At 73.8% G+C, this 374-nt stretch carries 2 pseudogenes; both read right to left on the bottom strand.

The features are described from left to right. Positions 1-183 (bottom strand): annotated as a pseudogene (locus tag PUR71_RS00175) (electron transfer flavoprotein subunit alpha/FixB family protein); the annotation flags it as partial. Between the two features lie 48 nt (positions 184-231). Next, positions 232-374, bottom strand: a pseudogene (locus PUR71_RS00170) (electron transfer flavoprotein subunit beta); the annotation flags it as partial.

The raw sequence follows: 374 nt of genomic DNA, 5'->3' as shown, positions 1-374 counted from the left end.
GGCGACGTACACCTTGGCGGCGCCGAACTCGGCGGCCTTGGCGGCGATGTCGGCCGCGGCACCACCGGCACCGAGGACGACGGCCGACGGCTCGCCGATGCGGCGGGCCAGGGTCAGCAGCTCCAGGGCCGGCTTGCGGACGGCGCCGTCGGCGTGGTCGACCAGGACGAGGATCTCAGCCATTGCTCTATGTCTCCGTGTTTCGCTGGGGCGGGATGTGGGGGGCGCGGCTCAGATGAACTTCTGGTCGGCGAGGAAGGCGGCGAGCTGCTTGCCGCCCTCGCCCTCGTCCTTGACGACCGTGCCCGCGGTGCGCGCCGGGCGCGCCACCACCGAGTCGACCGCCGTCCACGCGCCCGCCAGGCCGACCTCGT

Origin of the sequence: Streptomyces sp. SP17BM10 (genome assembly GCF_036322405.1) — a bacterium.
Taxonomy (GTDB): domain Bacteria; phylum Actinomycetota; class Actinomycetes; order Streptomycetales; family Streptomycetaceae; genus Kitasatospora.
The sequence above is the reverse complement of the archived record's forward strand: the minus strand, read 5'-3'. Positions and strand labels throughout refer to the sequence as shown.